Source organism: Chryseobacterium sp. 22458 (genome assembly GCF_052044975.1).
In the GTDB taxonomy this organism is placed as follows: Bacteria; Bacteroidota; Bacteroidia; order Flavobacteriales; family Weeksellaceae; genus Chryseobacterium.
In genome coordinates, this window is the sequence record NZ_JBQEOA010000001.1 from 732,827 (window position 1) to 752,824 (window position 19,998).

23 protein-coding genes are annotated in these 19,998 nt (G+C 37.2%); 16 read left to right on the forward strand and 7 right to left on the reverse strand.

Going from position 1 to position 19,998, the window contains the following annotated elements; all coding sequences use genetic code 11:
- Nucleotide 1 precedes the first annotated feature (1 nt).
- The 4 genes from ACTJJF_RS03120 to ACTJJF_RS03135 are packed head-to-tail and all read left to right on the forward strand — an operon-like array spanning nt 2 to nt 2,182.
- Nucleotides 2-367: a response regulator gene (locus tag ACTJJF_RS03120; RefSeq protein ID WP_440698661.1), complete on the forward strand. Its 366-nt coding sequence runs from the start codon at nt 2-4 to the stop codon at nt 365-367.
- Complete coding sequence (locus ACTJJF_RS03125; RefSeq protein WP_312300754.1) at nt 368-1,198, forward strand: CheR family methyltransferase; 831 nt, start codon at nt 368-370, stop codon at nt 1,196-1,198.
- 15 nt (nt 1,199-1,213) lie between these two features.
- The gene (locus ACTJJF_RS03130; RefSeq protein ID WP_440698662.1) at nt 1,214-1,783 is read left to right on the forward strand and encodes a chemotaxis protein CheB; all 570 of its coding nucleotides are present in this window, start codon (nt 1,214-1,216) and stop codon (nt 1,781-1,783) included.
- Nucleotides 1,784-1,810: 27 nt separating this feature from the next.
- The gene (locus ACTJJF_RS03135; RefSeq protein WP_312300749.1) at nt 1,811-2,182 is read left to right on the forward strand and encodes a response regulator; all 372 of its coding nucleotides are present in this window, start codon (nt 1,811-1,813) and stop codon (nt 2,180-2,182) included.
- A gap of 45 nt (nt 2,183-2,227) precedes the next feature.
- Here the strand turns inward: ACTJJF_RS03135 and ACTJJF_RS03140 are convergent, their stop codons facing one another.
- Nucleotides 2,228-2,512, reverse strand: coding sequence for a hypothetical protein (locus ACTJJF_RS03140; protein WP_312300746.1), 285 nt, complete (start codon nt 2,510-2,512; stop codon nt 2,228-2,230).
- Nucleotides 2,513-2,632: 120 nt separating this feature from the next.
- Between ACTJJF_RS03140 and ACTJJF_RS03145 the strand changes: the two genes are divergently transcribed.
- From ACTJJF_RS03145 to ACTJJF_RS03165, 5 genes are all read left to right on the forward strand, one after another.
- Nucleotides 2,633-3,916: a cryptochrome/photolyase family protein gene (locus ACTJJF_RS03145; RefSeq protein ID WP_440698663.1), complete on the forward strand. Its 1,284-nt coding sequence runs from the start codon at nt 2,633-2,635 to the stop codon at nt 3,914-3,916.
- Nucleotides 3,917-3,947: 31 nt separating this feature from the next.
- A complete protein-coding gene (gene hemH, locus ACTJJF_RS03150) occupies nt 3,948-4,976 on the forward strand; it encodes a ferrochelatase (protein ID WP_440698664.1) in 1,029 nt (342 codons plus the stop codon).
- A gap of 58 nt (nt 4,977-5,034) precedes the next feature.
- Nucleotides 5,035-5,703, forward strand: a complete 669-nt coding sequence (locus tag ACTJJF_RS03155) for a MarR family winged helix-turn-helix transcriptional regulator (protein WP_440698665.1) — start codon at nt 5,035-5,037, stop codon at nt 5,701-5,703.
- Between the two features lie 135 nt (nt 5,704-5,838).
- A complete protein-coding gene (locus ACTJJF_RS03160) occupies nt 5,839-6,444 on the forward strand; it encodes an alpha-ketoglutarate-dependent dioxygenase AlkB family protein (protein WP_440698666.1) in 606 nt (201 codons plus the stop codon).
- Nucleotides 6,445-6,592: 148 nt separating this feature from the next.
- On the forward strand, nt 6,593-7,201 hold the full coding sequence (locus ACTJJF_RS03165; protein WP_440698667.1) for a DUF4142 domain-containing protein: 609 nt from the start codon (nt 6,593-6,595) through the stop codon (nt 7,199-7,201).
- 357 nt (nt 7,202-7,558) lie between these two features.
- Here ACTJJF_RS03165 and ACTJJF_RS03170 read toward each other — a convergent pair whose 3' ends face one another.
- Nucleotides 7,559-7,918: a prevent-host-death protein gene (locus ACTJJF_RS03170; protein ID WP_212651787.1), complete on the reverse strand. Its 360-nt coding sequence runs from the start codon at nt 7,916-7,918 to the stop codon at nt 7,559-7,561.
- A 1,154-nt stretch (nt 7,919-9,072) separates the two neighbouring features.
- Here ACTJJF_RS03170 and ACTJJF_RS03175 point away from each other — a divergent pair.
- From ACTJJF_RS03175 to ACTJJF_RS03190, 4 genes are all read left to right on the forward strand, one after another.
- Nucleotides 9,073-9,711, forward strand: a complete 639-nt coding sequence (locus ACTJJF_RS03175) for a TetR/AcrR family transcriptional regulator (protein ID WP_440698668.1) — start codon at nt 9,073-9,075, stop codon at nt 9,709-9,711.
- A 300-nt stretch (nt 9,712-10,011) separates the two neighbouring features.
- The gene (locus ACTJJF_RS03180; RefSeq protein ID WP_440698669.1) at nt 10,012-10,650 is read left to right on the forward strand and encodes a TetR/AcrR family transcriptional regulator; all 639 of its coding nucleotides are present in this window, start codon (nt 10,012-10,014) and stop codon (nt 10,648-10,650) included.
- A gap of 258 nt (nt 10,651-10,908) precedes the next feature.
- Entirely contained in the window at nt 10,909-11,544 is a 636-nt protein-coding gene (locus ACTJJF_RS03185) for a TetR/AcrR family transcriptional regulator (RefSeq protein WP_440698670.1), read from the forward strand.
- A 182-nt stretch (nt 11,545-11,726) separates the two neighbouring features.
- Nucleotides 11,727-12,323: a Crp/Fnr family transcriptional regulator gene (locus ACTJJF_RS03190; RefSeq protein WP_440698671.1), complete on the forward strand. Its 597-nt coding sequence runs from the start codon at nt 11,727-11,729 to the stop codon at nt 12,321-12,323.
- Nucleotides 12,324-12,338: 15 nt separating this feature from the next.
- Here ACTJJF_RS03190 and ACTJJF_RS03195 read toward each other — a convergent pair whose 3' ends face one another.
- Both ACTJJF_RS03195 and ACTJJF_RS03200 read right to left on the reverse strand, forming a co-directional pair.
- Nucleotides 12,339-13,187, reverse strand: coding sequence for a universal stress protein (locus ACTJJF_RS03195; protein WP_440698672.1), 849 nt, complete (start codon nt 13,185-13,187; stop codon nt 12,339-12,341).
- 22 nt (nt 13,188-13,209) lie between these two features.
- On the reverse strand, nt 13,210-13,659 hold the full coding sequence (locus ACTJJF_RS03200) for a MarR family winged helix-turn-helix transcriptional regulator (RefSeq protein ID WP_440698673.1): 450 nt from the start codon (nt 13,657-13,659) through the stop codon (nt 13,210-13,212).
- Between the two features lie 265 nt (nt 13,660-13,924).
- Between ACTJJF_RS03200 and ACTJJF_RS03205 the strand changes: the two genes are divergently transcribed.
- A complete protein-coding gene (locus ACTJJF_RS03205; RefSeq protein ID WP_312300709.1) occupies nt 13,925-15,046 on the forward strand; it encodes a lactonase family protein in 1,122 nt (373 codons plus the stop codon).
- A 138-nt stretch (nt 15,047-15,184) separates the two neighbouring features.
- On the forward strand, nt 15,185-15,424 hold the full coding sequence (locus ACTJJF_RS03210) for a hypothetical protein (protein ID WP_312300707.1): 240 nt from the start codon (nt 15,185-15,187) through the stop codon (nt 15,422-15,424).
- 37 nt (nt 15,425-15,461) lie between these two features.
- Here the strand turns inward: ACTJJF_RS03210 and ACTJJF_RS03215 are convergent, their stop codons facing one another.
- From ACTJJF_RS03215 to ACTJJF_RS03225, 3 genes are all read right to left on the reverse strand, one after another.
- Nucleotides 15,462-16,667: an MFS transporter gene (locus ACTJJF_RS03215; RefSeq protein WP_440698674.1), complete on the reverse strand. Its 1,206-nt coding sequence runs from the start codon at nt 16,665-16,667 to the stop codon at nt 15,462-15,464.
- 89 nt (nt 16,668-16,756) lie between these two features.
- Nucleotides 16,757-17,668 (reverse strand): helix-turn-helix domain-containing protein, encoded by a 912-nt coding sequence (locus ACTJJF_RS03220; protein WP_440698675.1) that lies wholly within the window; start codon nt 17,666-17,668, stop codon nt 16,757-16,759.
- 96 nt (nt 17,669-17,764) lie between these two features.
- Nucleotides 17,765-18,277 carry a hypothetical protein gene (locus ACTJJF_RS03225; protein ID WP_440698676.1) on the reverse strand — a complete coding sequence of 171 codons (513 nt, stop codon included), beginning with the start codon at nt 18,275-18,277 and terminating at the stop codon, nt 17,765-17,767.
- 230 nt (nt 18,278-18,507) lie between these two features.
- On the opposite strand from ACTJJF_RS03225, the gene ACTJJF_RS03230 reads away from it, so the two are divergent.
- The gene (locus ACTJJF_RS03230; protein WP_440698677.1) at nt 18,508-19,920 is read left to right on the forward strand and encodes a PLP-dependent aminotransferase family protein; all 1,413 of its coding nucleotides are present in this window, start codon (nt 18,508-18,510) and stop codon (nt 19,918-19,920) included.
- Nucleotides 19,921-19,998 lie beyond the last annotated feature (78 nt).

Consider the following 19,998-nt stretch of genomic DNA (forward strand, 5'->3'; position numbering starts at 1 on the left):
GATGAATAAGAAAATCTTAATTGTGGATGATGATCCACGCAATATATTTGCATTGAAATTAACTCTTAAAGCTCGTGGATATGCAGTTGAATCCTGTACAATGGCCCAGGATGCTCTGGAAATGCTGAAGACTGACCCCGACTTTTCAGTGGTTCTGATGGATATGATGATGCCGGGAATAGACGGCTATGAAGCGATAAGAATGATAAGAAGCTCTCGGGAAATCAAACATGTACCTGTAATTGCTGTCACAGCACAGGCAATGCCGGAAGACCGCCAGAAATGTCTGGAAGCAGGAGCAGATGATTATGTTTCAAAACCAATTGATGTAGACCTTTTAATAATGGCAATAGAAAAAATTTCATAGATGCTGGAACCAAGTATCGTAAAAGATGAAGAAATAGAATATCTCATCAGAGATGTTTACGATTTGTACGGCTATGACTTTTCCGGTTATAGCAGAGCTTCATTTAAAAGAAGGGTAAACCGTATATGTCTTTTGGACAGGTTTACCAGTTTTGCAGAGCTGAGGTACACCATCATCAATGATGCGGAATACTTAAAACGCTTTGTAGAAGAAGTTACAGTGAATGTTACGGAAATGTTCAGAGACCCTTCGTTTTTTAAAGCATTGCGGGAGAAAATATTACCCCAACTTGGCACCTATCCTTTAATCAGGATCTGGATTGCAGGCTGCTCAACAGGCGAGGAAGCTTATTCTATTGCCATTCTGCTGAAAGAAGCCGGGCTTTATAATAAATCCCTTATTTATGGTACAGATTTAAATCCTGCCGTTCTTGAAACAGCCAGAGCAGGAATCTTTCCCTTACAGCAGATGAAACTGTATTCTGAAAACTATATGCTTTCCGGTGGAGTAAAAGATTTCTCTGATTATTATACCGCCAATTATGATAGCGTACGGTTTGACAAAAGTTTACAGGAAAAACTGATTTTATCAACACACAATCTTGTTTCAGACAGCTCTTTTAACAGCTTTCAGCTCATTGTGTGCAGGAATGTCCTGATTTATTTTGACAGAGAACTTCAGGAAAGAGTGTTCAGGCTTTTTGATAACAGTCTGGAGAATTTAGGCTTTCTGGCATTGGGGGCAAAAGAAACCCTTCGCTTTTCTGGTATTGATAAGAATTATCACCAGGTTGAAGATCAGAAGATCTGGAAAAAAATTGATCATCATTAATTAATAGTTGCTGCAATGAAGTTACCAACCAATATGGAGTTAATTGTTATCGGAGGATCCGCAGGAAGCTTACAGGTCATTATTGAAATGATTAAAAATCTGGATAGTAAAATCCATATTCCCATTCTACTTGTGATCCATCGCAAAGCGCAATCCGGAGATATTCTTAAAACTTTACTGCAGCAGTTTACCCAAATACCCGTTGTAGAGGTTGAGGATAAAACCGAGATCGAAAAGAATACAATTTACATCGTTCCTGCTGATTATCATTTGTTATTTGAAAATAATAGCATGATGTCATTAGACAGTTCTGAGAAAATGAATTACTCCCGTCCTTCCATAGATGTTACATTCAGATCTGCGGCAGAGGTTTATGGCGAAAACGTCATCGGTGTCCTTTTATCGGGAGCTAATGCTGATGGAGTAGAAGGGCTGAGCTATATAAAAAAATATAACGGGAAAGTCTGGATTCAGGATCCGGAAACAGCAGAAGTGGATTATATGCCCAGAAGTGCTATAGAAGAAATTGATTATGATTTAATCATCAGCCCTCATAATTTAGCGAACTATATAAAACAATTATAATATTCAGAAAAAAAATATATAAATAATATGAGTAAAAAGAGAATTTTAATTTTTGATGATGATACTGCTATTTTAGAAGTGATCACTATCATATTTGAAGAAAACGGATATGAGGTTAAAATCTCAGAAACGTCACACGATATCCTGGAGAAAGTGGCAGATTATCAGCCTGATGTTATTTTGATGGATAACTGGATTCCGAAAATCGGTGGTGTGGAAGCGACCAGACTTCTCAAAAGTACGGAAGAATTTAAACACATTCCTGTCATCTATGTTACTGCTAATAATGATATTGTAGCTTTAGCATCGGAAGCTCAGGCAGACGATTATGTTTCAAAACCTTTTAATCTGGATGATCTGGAAGTAATGGTTGATAAATATATAAAAGCAAAGGCGTAAATCCCTGACATATACATCAATAAAACTCTCATATCCTGGGAGTTTTTATTTTTTAAGAAGAAAATGAATCCTGCTTTTTGTTAATACTCCTGTATTGATATCCTGAATCAGAGAAGATAATAGAAAATATAGGTCAGGATTTTCCAAAATGCTGTCCGAAAAGGTCTTGACAAGAATTAATTTTTGTGAGACAATATTATGGGCGGGAACATATTCATTGCTAAGATTTATATCAATATTCAAATCCTTTTTTATAACCCAGCTGAAGTACTCATCAATGAGTTTTTGATCTTTCATCAGATCTAATCGTTCGGTTTCTAAATAGTCCATAACAATTATTTTATCCTGCTTTAAATTTTACAAACTTTATGCCGTATTACATTTGTAGTGTATTAATATTCTTTTAAATTATTTATTAGTATATTTGTGTATTAATATCAAAAACAGATCATGGGTAGAGTGAATATTTTTTGGTTCCGGAGAGATCTCAGGCTGCAAGACAACGCAGGGCTTCACCATGCCCTTAATACAGGATTAAAGGTTATTCCTGTCTTTATTTTTGATACTGATATTCTGAACCGTCTTCAGAACAAAAGGGACAGAAGAGTAGACTATATTCATCAGGCATTACAGCATATTCATAAAGAACTTAAAAAACACAATAGCGGACTTTATGTTTATTACGACACTCCAACGGAAGCCTTTAAAAAAATAATCAAGGATTTTAATGTAGACAGTGTTTTTTGTAACAGGGATTACGAACCGCAGGCCATACAACGGGACCGTCAGGTAACAGATCTTCTTCTGAAGCATGATATTCAGCTGAAAGATTATAAAGATCAGGTTATATTTGAAAAGAATGATATCCTGAAAAATGACCTTTCTCCGTACATTGTTTTTACCCCCTACTCAAAGAAATGGAAGGAAAATCTGAAGCATATAGAAACTTTTCCAACAAATTGGGACCATTTTGAACATTATAAAGGAGCTTCAGAGATCATTTCACTGAAAGAAATAGGGTTTGAGAAAACAGATCTTGAGTATGCAGAACCGGAGCTCAACAAAAAAATAATAGACTCTTACGGAAGCTACCGGGATTTCCCCTCGATGGATCGTACTACACACCTTGGGATTGCCCTTCGTTTTGGTACCGTTTCGATCAGGAAATGTGTACAATATGCTGTTAAACACAATGAAACCTGGCTTAATGAGCTTATCTGGAGAGAATTTTTTATGCAGATTCTCTATCACTTTCCAGATGTTGTTCATCATTGCTTTAAAAAGAAATATGAGAATATTGCATGGAGAAACAACGAAAAGGAATTCAAGGCCTGGTGTGAAGGAAAAACAGGATATCCCATTGTAGATGCAGGAATGAGGCAACTGAATGAAACCGGATTCATGCACAACAGGGTAAGAATGATCACGGCAAGCTTTCTTACCAAGCACCTGCTTATTGATTGGCGGTGGGGAGAAGCTTATTTTGCTGAAAAACTCTTAGACTATGACCTGGCAGCCAACAACGGAAACTGGCAGTGGGCGGCAGGCTGCGGATGTGATGCGGCACCATATTTCAGGATCTTCAATCCCTATGAACAGACAAAAAAGTTTGATAAAGATCATCAGTATATCAGAAAATGGCTTCGTGAAGATTATCTTGAAGAACCTATCGTAGAACACACAAAAGCCAGAGAAAGAGCTTTGAAGGTGTACAAAGAAGCACTGGCAGAATAATTTCTATAACATTATTATAAAATAAACAACATTGGCTAAAAAAGGAATTTTATTAATCAATCTTGGCTCTCCAAGATCTACTGCAGTAGAAGATGTAAAAGAATACTTGGATGAATTCCTGATGGATGAAAAAGTAATAGATTACCGCTGGATCTTCCGGGCACTTCTTGTTCAGGGAATTATTCTTAAAACAAGACCGGCAAAATCAGCAGAAGCTTATAAAACGGTATGGACAGACGAAGGCTCTCCACTTATTGTCATAACCAAAAAGGTACAGAAAAAACTCCAGAATAGAGTAGATGTACCTGTTGAGATCGGGATGAGGTATGCCGAACCAAGTATTGAAACCGGGATCAGAAACCTGGTTGAAAAAGGCGTTACAGAAATTGTACTGTTTCCTCTCTATCCGCAATATGCAATGAGTACCACTGAAACCGTAATTGAAAAAGCGGAAGAAATCAGAAAGAAAAAATTCCCGGGGGTAAGGATCAACTACGTACAGCCTTTTTACAACCGTGATCTTTATACAGATTGCCTGGCAGAAAGTATCCGGGAGAAACTGCCTGAAAGTTTTGATGCCCTGTTATTTTCTTACCATGGTGTTCCCGAACGCCATATTTACAAAACAGATCCTACAAAGACATGTAATATGAATGATTGCTGTTCTAAAGATTCTCATCCAAGCCATGCGTTTTGCTACCGTCACCAGTGTTTTAATGCCACTGATAATGTGATCAGAAAACTCGGACTGCCCAAGAATAAGGTCATTGTTTCTTTCCAGTCCAGATTGGGAAAAGATAAATGGATAGAGCCGTATACAGATCATACATTAGAAACCATTCCCGGAAAAGGAATTAAAAACCTTGCGGTAGTCTGCCCGGCATTTGTTTCGGATTGTCTTGAAACTCTGGAAGAAATTTCCGTCGAAGGAAAAGAACAGTTTCTGGAAGCTGGCGGTGAAAATTTCACCTATATCCCTTGTCTGAATGATGAGGACCGTTGGATTGAAGTCATTCGGATCCTGTGTGAAGAACAACTTCAACAGTTCTATTTGATCTAGTTTTTTTACCTATGATATACTTTTAAAATTAGGTATATTTGTAAACTATTTAAAAGATATGAATTATACGCTGATCAAAGATTGTGTAGATCTTCTGGAGCAGTTTGAAGCTGAAATTCATGCTTCTCCTGATCTGTATCCTGGAACTATTCAGGGCTTTAAATCCTGGATTTCTGACAAGGAGTCTGTTGAAGAAAACCATCGTGAAGAACCCTACTGGGAAGGTAAGGAGAATGGAAGAACTCCTGAAAGTGCCATAAGTACATTACTTGTTCATCTCAACAGATATGCGAAAACCTATTCAAAATCTGCCATCTCGGATTCTGAATTTTCTACCCAGGAAGACTTTATTTATTTAATCAATCTGAAAGCTTTCGGGGAAATGACCAAGATGGCGCTTATCAAGAAAAATATTCATGATAAACCGGTGGGTATGCTTATTATTGCAAGACTTCTGCGCCAGGGGCTTATTGAACAAACAGACTCTGATCTTGATAAGCGCAGCAAATTGATCCGTATTACTGAAAGAGGATTAATGATCCTGGAAAAACAAATGGAAAAAATCCGGCAGGCCACGAATATCGTTGCAGGAAATCTCAATCATTCCGAAAAAATGGAACTTATCCGTATCCTTAATAAACTGGATCGTTTTCATTACCCTATTTTTTCAAGGAACATTCATTCTGATCAGTTGATCAGTACCATCTATGATGAATATGCATTTTAAGAAATTTGAAATGTAGATAATGAATTAGTATTCATAAGTATGTTTTATTGGCATGATGCAGTATTGTAAAAAATGTTTCAGACACTTAATTTTTTGTGAAAACCTTTGATTTCATCTTATGTTTAAATAAGAGACATGGAACAGCTAAGTTTATTTGATTCAGAAGATTTATATGAATTTCCAAAAAACCTTTTGGAGTATAAAGAACATTTCCTGATCAGAAAAGAGGCAGATCAGCTTAAAGACTTTCTACTTGAAACTGTCCCATGGAAACAGCGTACCCAGAAAATGTATGATAAAATGGTTCTTACACCCCGTTTAACAGCATGGTATGGTGATCCTGGAAAAACGTACCCTTTAAAGGAAGATGAATTGAATGTTACCCCCTGGACGCCGGAACTCCTTTCATTAAAACAAAAAATAGAAAATGAATTTGGATACCGGTTCAATTCTGTTTTACTTAATCTTTACCGGAACCATAATGACTCCGTTGCCTGGCACAGCGATAAGGAAAGCAGATACGGAAAACGCCCGGTCATTGCATCTGTAAGCTTGGGTGAGACCCGGAATTTTGATTTCCGGAAGAAAGATCATCATCAAAGCAAATACAGCCTTCCGTTGCCTCATGGTTCGTTACTCATTATGAAAGGTGACCTTCAGGAACACTGGGAACATCGTATTGCAAAATCCGTAACATCTATGAAAGAGCGGATTAACCTCACATTCAGATGGGTTCATTAAACATGTTTAAAACTTATTAAACCTTCATTGATAATACGTTACAGTTTGAAGTGATATTGTTGTCATCTATTTTTGGCAGATAAATTGTTGCCATATATACAAAAGTCAGATTGACTTTTATTAATAACACCACTTTAAATTTATTATTATGAAAAATTTTGTTGTAACAATTTTTGCAGTGGCCGCTTTGACTGCCTGCAAAAAAAATGAAACACCGTCTGATCAGTCTGCGGAAAACACGACAATGTCTCCCCCCGCTGAATCCGGAATGACGGTAAGTGATTCTTCAAGAATGTCAAATACTACAGACACTGCCAATACCCTTAGTGATCAGGATAAAAAATTCGCAGATGCTGCTGCCAAAGGTGGGCTTATGGAAGTCATGATGGGAAAACTGGCTGAAACCAATGCTGCAAATTCAACGGTAAAATCTTTAGGAGCTATGATGGTTACAGATCATACCAAAGCAAACGATGAACTGAAACAGTGGGCTTCGGCTGCAGGTTATACCTTGCCTGCAGCTCTCGATGCAGAAAAGCAGAAAATGTATGACGATCTGAAAGCTAAAAAGGGAGCTGATTTTGACAAGAAATATACTGATCTTATGGTAAGCGACCATAAGGAAGATATTGAAGAATTTAAAAAAGAAGCTTCTGAAGGAAAAGATGCCTCTTTAAAATCTTTTGCAGGCAAAACTCTTCCAACACTTGAACATCACCTGAAAGAATCGGAAAAAGCTAAAAATGCTGTAAAATAATCCGCATCTATGATTGTCACTATAAGATAGGAAAACAGATTTGATATTTCAGCTGCTATTTTGGTGTGATATCATAAAATACCTCTCCGGCTCATAGAGCCGGAGAGGTATTTTGATTTTATAAAGAAAGATCATTTATTTTTGATGATTTTCTTTGTGGTAATATTTCCGTTTTTCGTACTCCAGGATAGGTCTATGTATTGTTGCCTGATTGAGTTAGTACAATACTTCCTTCTATAACGTTAAGTTGAGATTTTCAAAGGAAAAAATGATCTTTAACTAGTACCGGATGAAGTCTTAATAGAATGTTTTATTCAATTAAGATCAGCTTTAAAAAATAAAGTATAAAGATGGAAATTAATTAAGATCATAATTAGAAATAACCAGGCTTAGAATAAAGTGAACATAATCCTGATCAGCTTCCTTTCTGTTAATCAGTTTATTTTTATATTCATAAGAACCCAACTTTCTTGATAGTTCCTGATAAGTATCAAACTGATCTCCTTTTATTTTTACCCTCATATTACCATCCCTTCTGGTAATAAGTTCATTGTCTAAAGTTCTTACTTTAAATAAAACCTCACATAATACCGGGCGTGCCTTCATAGAGCCGATGTACCTTTCAATTATATTGATTTTAAATGAGTCAAATAGAATATTGTGAAAAACAATTTTAGAATTAGGCTCCTGAGTATTGAGCTCAAGCTTATAGTTCATTTAATTTTAAATTTTGGTAAATATAAGTTTAATTATATCAAATCACAGCTCATTTTTAATAGATTATTCCCATAATTTAATTATGTGGTATCATTCATTTATTATAATGCAGAATCATAAAGAATCTGTATACATTGAAACAGCATCATCAATTTAACAGGAAATACGATTTTATATAATGTACTCGGATTTTATATTTTAGTTTCAAATATACGTGATTAATTTATTTTTTTAGGCAAAAAATGAATTATAAAAAAATCCTTACATGAGTCAGTACTTTTAAATGGTAAGATATTGTTTATTCTGAATCTCCCGTAGGGTCCGGAGCAAGGGATTTCTGGGCTCAGATGCAAAACTTGGAGGCTAGATAAAAAAAGGTCGCTGATGAAGCTATCTAAATATGCGTACACCTAGAAAGAATTAATACAATTGATTCTGTCTTTCCTTTGCTTCCTAAAATAAAACACCGGATAATAAAAATCCTTTGCGTTAAATTTTAAAATTAAATAGATCTAAATAAAACTTTACAATTTTTGCTCTTGATCCGATGTGCTCAATAGATTGTATAAAATAAAAACAGCATCACTAGAAAATCTAATGATACTGCCGCATTTAGTGTTTTTACCTTAGTGATCGGTTTTCAAAATTGTTTTATTGCAGTTTTTACCGCTGCAATTACCTCATCATCAATAGTGTCAAATAATCACTTTGTTTTGCCTCATTATATTGCTATATGAAGCGTTTTTAAACTGAGGGAAACCATCTCACGGGGAAATCATCCGGTCTCTCCAGCTTTTTAGCTGAAAAGGCTTTACTGACTTCAATCCGAAATCTGGGATTCTGGTTGATCCATGTTTTAAGGTTCAGCATTCATACCTCGGAGTTGGAAAAGACCGTATCTTTTTACAGAAACTGCCATTTTCCGGCGAACTAACTTTTATTCTTGAACAAGAATCTGAATTCCTTGTGTCCGAACGCTTTTTTATCCTTAACTACATATAATACAATCAGAATCGGGTTTCATTTTTTTCAACTTAAAAAGGTGTTTTTAATATATAAAATGGTTTAGTTTGTGCAAATATACAAATTAAGACACTATGCAGTGTCTAAAATAATTAAAAATTTCTTAAACTTGTATCATTGAATGTTTAATCATGGAAAGAAAATCAGCAGCAGGCAGTATCCGGAATAAGGAACGAAGTAAAAAGAAATTTCTGGACGCCGTTGGAAAAATTCTGAAAACAAAAGGTTATGCAGGATTAAAAGTAAATGATATTGCGGCTACGGCAGGCGTGGATAAAAAAATGATCTATACCTATTTTGGAGGTATGGATGGCCTGATCGACGAGTATATCCGTTCACAGGATTATTGGATCAAAGTCACAACAGATAAAATAGATAAAATTATTCCGGGTATCAATGATGGGGGAGTATCATTTATCAAAGAAATGTTATTATCACAGTTTGATTATGTGTACACTAGTAAGGAAGCACAGAAGCTGTTACTCTGGAGTATATCCGAACCCCGCAAATCATTGAGAAAACTGATTGATACGCAGGAAGAAAACGGAGAGTATATTTTTGACAATATTTTCGATCCTCATTTTAAAGAACGTTCGGAGGATTTTCGGGCAGTAATGGCGATCATGGTCTCAGGACTTTATTACCTTAATATCTTTTCATCGGTCAACGGAAGCATGTTTTGTGGCTTGGATATGAATTCTACTGAAGGCCGGGAAAGAATCAAAAAAGCAATCACTTTCTTAGTAGAACAAACCTATGAGAATCTGTAGTATTCTATAGGATTAATGTCAATTTTCAGCAGCAATTTATACGGAGAAGAAATTTTTCACGTGCTGCTTACGTTTGCGGATCAGAATATTTATCATAAATAAAAACAGCATCATTGGATTTCCCGATGGTGCTGCTTGCTTTTAGTGTTTTTACCTCAGCGTTCGAAATTTTTTTCCCACCCTGAATAGTGTTTATATGTAGAATGGTTTTTAGTTTAATGCAAATATATAAAAATAAGACACTAATTAGTGTCTAGTTTGAAAAAAAATTACAAACTTTGCATTATCGAATTTTTGATTATGGAAAGAAAGTCATCAGCAGGCAGTATCCGGAACAAGGAACGCAGTAAAAAGAAATTCTTGGATGCGGTGGGGAAAATTCTGAAAACGAGAGGTTATGCAGGATTAAAAGTAAATGACATTGCAAAAACGGCAGGAGTAGATAAAAAAATGATTTATACCTATTTTGGCGGTATGGATGGCCTGATAGACGAGTATATCCGTACACAGGATTATTGGATTAAGGTGACAACAGACAAGGTAGATAAGATCATTCCGGAGACTAATGACGGAGGAGAATCTTTTATCAAAGAGATGCTGTTATCACAGTTTGATTATGTGTACAGTAATAAAGAAGCCCAAAAGCTAATGCTCTGGAGTATCTCTGAATCCCGTAAATCATTGAGAAAACTGATTGACGCTCAGGAAGAGAACGGGGAATATATCTTTGAAAATATTTTCGAACCGTACTTCAAAGAACGTTCAGCGGATTTTCGGGCAGTAATGGCGATCATGGTTTCAGGACTGTACTATCTGAACATATTTTCTTCTGTGAACGGAAGTATTTTTTGCGGATTGGATGTGAACGCTGCTGATGGCCGGGAAAAAATCAAAAGAGCAATATCTTTTTTAGTAGAGCAAACTTACAAGAATCTTTAGTCTGTAGCAGGACAGGAAAAACAATCCCCATCAGCTGACTTCCTCCTCATCCATTATCAATAAGACAGCATCATTAGAAAATCTGATGATGCTGTTGCTTTTAGTGTTTTTACCTTAGTGTTTTCGAAAAAAATTTCCACCCTAGATAGTTTATATATATAGAATGGTTTTTAGTTTGTGCAAATATATGAAATAAGACACTGGTTAGTGTCTAGAATTTGAAAAAAATTCATAAACTTGTAATATTGAATGTTTATCATGGAAAGAAAATCATCAGCAGGCAGTATCCGGAATAAGGAACGAAGTAAAAAAAGATTCCTGGATGCCGTTGGGAAAATCCTGAAAACAAAAGGATTTACAGGATTAAAGGTAAATGATATCGCAGCTAAAGCAGGGGTGGACAAGAAAATGATTTATATGTATTTTGGCGGAATCGATGGCCTTATCGACGAATATATCAGTTCACAGGATTTTTGGAGTAAAGTAACCCCAGAAGAATTTGAAAAATATAAGCCGCAAATAGTTCATGAAGGGCAATTATTTACGGTAAACATGCTGTTTTCACAATTGGATTATCTTTACAATAATAAGGAAGCCCAGAAATTATTGGTCTGGGGCTTGTCCGAACCCCGGAAATCATTAAAAAAGCTGTCTGATATACGGGAAGAAAACGGAGAGCGTATTTTCAGACTGCTGAAAGATACTTTTGGAGAACGTTTAGATGATTTTCGTGCAGTCATGGCCATTATGATTTCCGGGATGTATTATCTGAACCTGTATGCTTCCATGAATGGCAGTATTTTTTGCGGGCTGGATCTCAATACTCCTGAAGGGCGGGAACATATCAAAAGAGCAACCTCTTTTTTAGTAAAACAGTCCTATGAGAATCTGTAATGTTCAAAAACAGATCATAAAATATGATTCTGTATACAATACTTTTCAAAAATTTTATAAAAGTTAAGGATCATCAGTAATCTGAATTCCCTGTAATTCCCTGTCCTTTTACAGCTGTGGTATTTAATAACTTGCAATATTCATTATACTTTAAGTATTTTTACCAATTAATAGTGGGAAAGATGATTATATGCGAAGACTTATTATTTTCGAATGGGGCCAAACTGGAAAAATATAATCCTGCGGATGTTGTTTTTGAGGAAGGAACGTCAGCCAAATATTATTTCCAGATAAAATGTGGAACAGTAAAACTGAACACGTTCCTGGAAGACGGGAAAGAATTTGTTCATGGACTTCCTTTTGACGGTCATTGTATTGGAGAGAGCTATTTGTTTACCGGGCACAATTATGCCGTCAATGCAATTGCAGTAACCGGTTGCGAAATTATTAAGATCCCCAAAGATCAATTTCTGAAGATTCTGCTGGATAAGCCCGCATTAATGCTTGAAATAAGCAGATATACCGCCGACAGGCTGCATTTCAGGTACATGATCTCCAGTTTTCTGGCCATTTCAGACCCGATCATAAAACTGCAGAAACTTTTTGACCATCTAAAAATGTACTTCGGATTTGAAGAAATGTACTCATTCCTGATTCCTTATACCAGGCAGCAAATTGCTACCCTTACCGGAATGAGAGTGGAAACCGTAATCCGCTATGTGAAAAAAATGAATGAACAAAAGCTTGTCAGGCTGGACAGTACGAAGATCTATTATTAATTTTCCTGAGATCCGTTATTTTAAAATCAGAACAGGCTGGCTGGTATTCTGGTAAATGCCTTCTGAAATACTTCTGCTGGCCAGGTAATACAGGAAACTATGCTCACCGGGCAAAGCAATGATGAGGTCTGTATCATGTCCGGACGCAAAATTCAGAATTCCGCTGATGATATCTTCATCATGAGAATAATGAGTACTGCTTGGGATTTCATTTAAATGTCTTTGAATATATTCTTCAAGTTCTCTTTTCTTGTCATCATCAATATCATTGTTTTTATGAGTATTGATATTTAAAAACATAAGGCGGATATCCTGCCGGTGGATGATGTATTTGTGATGAAACAGTCTCTCCAGCCTTTTGATTCCTTTGATATCACAGGGAATCAGAATATTTTTGATTGTATTGTAGTGATAGCTGTTGGGCACGATCAGGGTTTTAACAGGGCTGGTTCTCGCAATGCTTATGATATGATCGGAAACAAAGCTTTCCTGAGATGAAGAAGCATCATCACTTCCCAAAACAATCAGTTCTACCGAAGGCTGATCTTTTAAAAATTCATTGATGCTCCGGGTAAGAGCCCAGTCGCTTAATATTCTTGAAACTTTTACATCCGGTGCTATCTCTGTGATCATATGGCTCAGGTGATCAAACAGCATTTCTGTTTTTTTCAGCAGATTGTTGATGCTCTCTTCATTCACAAAAGAATGACCTTCTGCAATGTGAAGGTAATCAAATTCAGATTCTCCTGCTGTTTTTAGAAGGATGATCTGCTGATATTCATATTGTTTGGCCCAGTCTGCGGCAACTCTTGCAGCATTTTCGGTAGCTGAGGTAAAGTCTACGGGTACAAGGACTGTTTTCATAATCTAATCATTTTAAGTCTTATTATTCCAGATTGGCGGTCATTTTTTTTACCAGAAGCAGTGCATTTCTGATCTCATCTGCATGAAGGTCGCCGGCAGCTTTTTTATAAAGATCCAGTGCCCACGGATAAACGGTTTCTACAATCTCTTTTCCTTTGGGAGTAAGAAAGATCTGCTTATTCCTCCGGTCGTTTTTGTAGGCTATCCGTTCAACGAGGTTACGCTGTACAAGGCTGTTGATCAGGTAAGTGATGCTTGATTTATCCTTACTTACCTTATTTCCGATTTCCTGCTGGTTGATTCCGTCATTACGGGATAGAAGCCCCAGAATTTCAATCAGTTCAAAAGAAAGATCCGGGTCAAACGTATTGATGGTGGTCTGAATCTTCTGCCGCAAACGGCTTTTCATTTCGCTCATTGCCAGCCCCAGTTCCAGGGCAAGTTCTGAAATACTGTATTGTTCTGCTGCCATACTTTTAACAATAAAATTAACAAAATAATGTGAAGGGGAGCTTATAACTTCTCTCACAAATATACGCACAATTAGTTTTAATTAAAACTAATTGTGATGAAAATATTCTATGAAAGCGGTGAGTTTATCTTCAATGACCCAATCATTTGAAAAAGACCGGCCAATTCAGATTATTTATTAAATATTTAAGATTTTAAATGCTTATTATACTCTATATTTGCAGTTCAACTGCAGAATTTCCCCAACATTTCAAAAACTGATTAAATTGAAGACTACTATAAGCATGATCCTCCTGATGGCATCAGGAGTAAAATTATTGGCTCAGGATACCTATGTGTTTTTCGGATCATTTAACCGTGATAAAAACACCGAAGGAATTTATGTTTACCAGCTTGATACCATCAGGGGTAAGCTTTCGAAAGTAACCTCTTTCAAAGGCATACTGAATCCGTCATTCCTCACCTTGTCTCCTGATGGGAAATATATTTATGCCTGTACCGAAAGCAAAACAAAAAACGGCGGCAGTGTAAGTAGTTTTGAATTTAATCCCCGGAAAAAATCCCTTACATTCATCAACAGCCAGAAAAGTGGTGGTGAAAATCCGGTCTATGTATCAGCCCACAGCAATGGAAAATGGCTGATTGCCGGGAACTATACAGAGGGAAGTACTTCTGTGTATCCACTTTCAGAAAACGGAAAAATAGAACCTTACACTCAGAATTTCCAGTTTTCAGAGGGAAGTATAGACCCGGACAGGCAGGATCGTGCTCATATCCATTCCACCGTTTTTTCACCCGATTTTACCCATGTTTTTCTACCCGACCTGGGGGCGGATAAGATCAGAACTTACCGCTTTAATGCTGATAAAAACGAACCATTACAGCCTGCAGAAATCCCTTTTATACAGGCTACCTTAGGAAGCGGCCCGAGGCACCTCACTTTTCATCCTAACGGTAAGTTTGCCTATTGTATTGAAGAAATGGGAGGAGCCGTGAGTGCTTATGCCTATGGGAACGGCACCCTGGAGAATATTCAAAGAATAAGTACCCATTCTGATGACCGTAAAGAAAATTTTGAAAGCTCAGATGTCCATATTTCTCCTGACGGACGCTTTTTGTATGCATCAAACCGGGGTGAGGAAAACAATATTGCGATTTTTGCCATCCAGAACAACGGTACTTTGAAAACGGTTGGCTACCAGCCGACAGGCGGAAAACATCCACGGGTCTTTGCCATAGACAGTACCGGAAAATTTGTGATCACAACCAATGCAGTGAGCGGTACCGCTACTGTATTCAGGAGAAATGCCGAAAACGGACTGTTGAAAAGAGCAGGAGGTAAGGTCAGAATGGTAGGAGTGTCTTCTGTACAAATCAGGAAGTATTAAATTTTACTGAATATATTGTACAAATTTTGAATCAGAAAAACCGTAGAAATAGGAAAAAAATAATAAAATAAAGATATTAAAAGCAATAAATCCTTTTAATTTGCTTAAATTAACAGCCGAAAAAAAACACTTTTTACTATGGATGACAAAGGATATTATTTCTATGACAGAAATCAAAGCGTCAGCATTTCAGAACATGACCTGGTAGGGAAAGAGATCGATGAGATTGAGGGCTTTTTTACCAGATATCAGGTAGATAGACTACACACTACTGAGCGTATTTATGTACTGAAGAAATATCTTTTCGGGATGTTTAAACTGAAGTTGCACTTATACCTTAATGATGACACAGTCTATGATTACTCAATTAAAATGTAACTTTGAAAAAGAATAGGCAACATTAAAAAAGCAAAGATCAATTCTCTGCTTTTTCTTTTTTTACGGCCTGGTTCATAATGAGGATGATCCCCAGAAGTAAACAGGCTATGATCAGATAACGCCATGACAGTCCTTTCTGTTCCGTTACCGTTCCGCTTACAGAAATAATAAAACTGGTAATTGAAGTGATCACATACACCAATCCGCCCATCAGTCCGCCTGCAGTTCCTGCATTTTTTGGGAAATACAACATGCTTGTTGTAAAGAACGAGGTAAACAGAATTCCTGAACAGATATGAATAAAAAAGGCAAAAGGAATCATAATGAAAAGACTTTCCGCAAAATAACTGATGCCGATCAGGCTTATGATCAGAAACAGCTGCAGGATAATAGGCTGCAGAATTCTGGGTTTAAATTCCAGCGTCAGTCTGCGTTTTCCTATAAAACCTCCGATCATCCATGAGAATCCTAAAATCAGCGTACAGTATCCAATGACTACAGGCGTAAAGTGAAACGTATTTTCAATAATAAAAGGCCCTGTAATATTGAATAACATGACAATAGAATAACTTAATCCCAAAATAAAAATGCCCAGCATGAAAATCTTATTTTTGAGCATCATCTTATAAAGACCGATGTTTTCCGATAGATTAAGCTTCTTTTTCTGAGGAAGACTTTCTTCACTGAAAAACCATTCAAACAGAAAAAGGAAACCGGCATAGAAAGCAAGGAAATAGAAATTCGCATGCCAGTTAAAAATCTTTTCCAGATATCCGCCAAGGAAAGGAGCCAGAATAGGACCACAGGACCATACGATAGTGAAATAGCTCAAATAATGCTTCACCCGCTCAGAATCATAAATATCCACAAAAATAGCCCGGGTAGCGACTACAAGTACTGATACTGCTGCTCCCTGAAGAATCCGCAGCAGGCAGATCAGCAGAATACTGTTGGTCATGGTAATCAGGATACTGCTGATCACCAAAAGGAAAAGGGCCAGTAACTTCGGACGGTAGCGTCCGATGCTGTCCAGGATAGCACCTACAAACAGCTGGGAAATTCCGTAACTCAGCAGGTAAGAGGTCAAAGTAATCTGGACATCCTTCTCAGACACAGAAAGCTCTCTGGCCATAGAAGGGAAAGACGGAAGGTAAATATCTGTGACAAACCCCGAGAGCGGTATAGACACAAATGCCATAATGGTTATTAATCTGATGCGTTGCTCAGATGCTTCTCTCAACATACTCATTCATTTTTTACATTGCAAAAATAAGACAAGAAATGCCGGAATCAATTTTAAAAGACAAAGTAAAAATTACAAAATTCAAATATTTAAAATGAATTCTTAAATTTTAAAGGCGAAGTCCGGGCGTGCTTCTTAAAAAAGTTGTTGAAATGGGAGGGCTGATCAAAACCTAAAGTATACCCGATTTCAGAAATATCCCAGTTGGTATACTTCAGCAGGTTTTTAGATTCTTCAAACATCCTCTCTTTGATGATCTGTGTTGTAGTAAGGTTCGTAACGGATTTTACCGATGAATTCAAATGATTGACATGCACGTTGAGATGGCTGGCAAAATCAGACGGAGTTCTTAAAGCTAAAGGGTAGGCCGGAGAGTCCAGAGGAAACTGCTTGTTAAGAAGTTCGTCAAATAAACGGTATAGCCTTACGTTAGCCGGAAGTTCACTGGGATGTACATCTTCTACCCGGTTTTCCAGTGCCAGATGCAGAACGGAAGCCAGATGGTTTTTGATACTGCTGCTACGGTAAGGGTAGGGAGAATTGTTCAGCTTATACATCTGCTCAAAATACAAGGTGGCCAGCAAGGTCTGTTCCTCAGTAAGAAAGACGATAGGTTTACTCCATTCTTTAAAAAGCGAAGTCTTTTTAAACAGGTTGAATTCTGAATTTCCATGAAAAAACTCCTGGTTAAATAAACAGAAATAACCTTCCTGTTCACCCTCGCATTCCCAGGAATAAGGAATATTGGGAGAAGGGAAAAAAAGAACCGGACGGTCAATATACAACTGGTGCGGGCCATACTGAAATGTTCCTTTTCCTATAATAAAACTGACCTTATAATAATCTCTGCGGTTGTATGGGCTCTTGAAGCTGCAATACTTCCGCATGGAGATGTTGAAATGAGATTTACCCGTTTCAAAATCATCCGTATCAAATACCTTTATCTGGTTTTTACGGATGCGGTTATAATAATCCTCTATAGTTTCCAGCTGGTCACTCATGATCTGTAAATTATAAAAATCAAAGATAAGTAAATCTTTTGTATTGTGATTTACTTACCTTGTTTTATATCAGATCTGTAATGATGGAAAGTCTCTTTAATTTTTGTGAAGCTGCATTTCCATAATGAAAGAAGGAAGCTGGAAAGGTTCTGCTTTAGCTTCAGCCACTGAAGTAAACCCTTTTTCTTTTAAAAATTCCTGAAGCGGATCGTGAGCCAGCATATTGATCCAGATGACATCTGTGAAACTTATTGCGGATCTGCATTTTTTCCAGTGCGACTCTCTTACTTCAGGAATGTTGAAATCCGGAAGCATAACAAAACTGATTTCCGTAGCCCGTTTTCCTTCAGCCATACCGGGATATACAGAACCGCTTTTGATAATGCTGTACCCTACAGGTTTTTGGTCCGCATACGTCATGATCAGCTGATTGGAAAGATCATTCAGATCATTGATCATTTTTCTCGGATCTATTTCATTGCTGTATTTTTTAATATCGTCATCAGAAACAAAACCCTTGTGAAGCGTATAAACCGAAGCGTCAATAATGGCTATAAGATCAGAAATTCCCTCTTCAGAACCAACTGTAAATTTTGAAACGATCTCCATAAGTCTTTTTTTGTTCAAAATTAGAAGATTATTTCATTTGAAAAGGGTACAGTTCATTAAAATGTAACCGGTACAGATTGGAATGCCTGATCACTATACTTTCATCCCCGATAACTTCCAGCCCCTGTTTCAGGCTTCCTGACATGATCAAACCCGAAATTGTTTATCCCGAATCCAGAATACTTATAAAAAATACATGTAAATTTGTTTGATACAGTTGACGGGTTAGTATGAAGTCTTATAAATATGAAATTTTTACATCGGTTATAGAAGAACAGATCCGTAATGGAGTTGTAAAGGAAAACGACCGGCTTCCATCTATCAGGGAAATCAGGAAAAGATACCGGTTGAGCACAAGTTCCGTTCAGAGCGGATTTGAATATTTAATGATCAAAGGCCTCATTAAAAGCAGTCCACGGTCCGGTTATTTTGTGGCAGATCAAAAGCAAAACGGGGATCATAAGAAAACAGGCCAGCTTCCACCGGTTGTGAGGAATGAAATATTCATGAAAAATATGATGCTTACTTCCAAAAGGATTTCTGAAGCCAGTTCCTTTAATGCTGCGGCTCCCGGTGACCTGCTTATTCCCCAGAAATTAATTCTGAGAACGATGCAGGAAGTGATCCGTGAAAAAGGAGCAGCTCTGCTTAGATATTATCCGTCCAATGGGCTTGAGCTTTTAAGACAGCAGATCGCAAAACAAATGAACAGGTATGGCTGTATACTGAATCCTGATGAGCTGATTATTACCGATGGAGCTTTACAGGCACTTACCATTGCATTGAAGTCTGTGACCAAAGCAGGAGATATAGTCGCAGTAGACAGCCCATGTGTATTTTCTGTTCTGGAAGTGATTGCTAATCTGGAATTGAAAGTCGTTGAAATTCCGGTCTCCTGTAGCGGCGGCTTCGATCTGGAATATTTCCGGACAGCCTGTGAAGAAAATGATATCCGTGCTTTGGTGGTCACACCGAACTTTCATAACCCTACAGGAGCCGTTATGAGCGATAGCACTAAAAAAGATCTGCTCAGCATTGCTGAACACAATCAAGTAAGTATTATAGAAAACGATATGTATTCCGACCTCTATTTTGGAGAGAAAAGACCTTGTAGTATCAAAGCTTTTGATATTAAAGGGCTGGTCATGATGTATTCATCATTTTCAAAAACACTGGCACCCGGTATCCGTTTAGGATGGCTGTATGCCGGAGATTCTTATTCAAAAGCAGAAAGGGTCAAATTCAGTCTGGGAAGATCGGTTTCGCCTGTTTACCAGGAGCTGATTCTTAAACTTTTGCAAAGCAGCAGCTATGAAAGGCATCTGCGGACATTCAGGAGAAAACTGAATGATCAGGCTGTTCAGTTATCCAGTGTACTGGAAAAATATTTTCCCTCCGGTTCATGTTTTTATAAGCCGGAAGGAGGGTATAGCATCTGGGCACAACTATCGGAAAAGACAGATATGGAGCTGTTTTATCAGTATTGCGAAAAACACGGCATCATGTTTACTCCCGGGGAAACCTTCTCTTTTTCAGGCTCATACAGTCATTATTTCCGGATTGTTTTTTCAGAAAGAATTACGGCAGAAGACATATCTCTGCTGGAAAGTGCAGGCATAAAAGCAAAAGAGCTGCTCCTTTGAAACATTCTTTTTAATTCATCCCATATTCAGTTTCATTGCAAAATAAAAGGAAACGGTATCTGACGGTTTTTTAAAAGT